Raw genomic sequence first — 760 nt, 5'->3', positions numbered from 1 at the left:
CTGAACGACTACCGGCTAAAGCCGGTAGGTTCCTCTGAGCGACTGAAAGTCGCTGTTCAGGCTAAAGCCTGCTGAAAAGCAACCGGTGGCTAAAGCCACCTAAAGATTTCGACTGAAACTCGACCTTACGGCTCAAAGCCGCCGGTCTAGGCTAAAGCCTGCTGAAAGCCACCTATGGCTGAAGCCATCTGAAGTTTCCGACTGAAACTCGGACTTCTTGTAAACTATTCTTCAATGTCAAAGACATCATCGCCTTCGACTTGCTGACCTTCTATATAGCGGCGGATCGTTTCTTCATTCACCGCTCCGACTGTTGCACAGAAATATCCTCGAGCCCATAAATGCTGGCCCCAGTACCTCTTTTTGAGATGGGAAAACTCATCCTGCAACATTCGTGATGATCTTCCCTTGAGATACTGAATTACCTTTGATGGAGCCATTGTCGGTGGGCACGATACCAGCAGATGGATGTGATCTTTCCCTACGCTTCCTTTTACAATCGTGATTCCCCGACTGAAGCAGCATTGTCGTATAATTTCTCGTGCTCGTGCCGCCACTTCCCCAACGAGCACGTGATATCGATATTTTGTTACCCACACGAAGTGGTACTTGATGTCATATACAGAATGTCCACCGGTTTGATAGTCGACCATACTGCTCACCTCTCACTTTATGTTAGAGGTGCTCTGGTACACTGTCAACGCGCTGGAAGCTGACCGGCTAAAGCCGGTGGGTTTAGACCCGGCGCATGGAAACTAAA

Annotated in this window: 1 protein-coding gene; it reads right to left on the bottom strand. The window is 48.9% G+C overall.

Translation table 11 applies throughout. The annotated features are described in order from the left end of the window. Positions 1 to 224: 224 nt before the first annotated feature. Positions 225 to 653: an IS200/IS605 family transposase gene (tnpA, locus tag EFBL_RS08000; RefSeq protein ID WP_096181622.1), complete on the bottom strand. Its 429-nt coding sequence runs from the start codon at positions 651 to 653 to the stop codon at positions 225 to 227. Between the last annotated feature and the right edge of the window lie 107 nt (positions 654 to 760).

The organism is Effusibacillus lacus (assembly GCF_002335525.1).
Taxonomy (GTDB): domain Bacteria; phylum Bacillota; class Bacilli; order Tumebacillales; family Effusibacillaceae; genus Effusibacillus; species Effusibacillus lacus.
Note: the sequence above shows the minus strand (reverse complement) of the source record. Positions and strands in the feature narration are given on the sequence as shown.

Bases quoted from the DNA above. Each gene is read 5' to 3' on its own strand.
- tnpA (WP_096181622.1), bottom strand. From the start codon at position 653: ATGGTCGACTATCAAACCGGTGGACATTCTGTATATGACATCAAGTAC.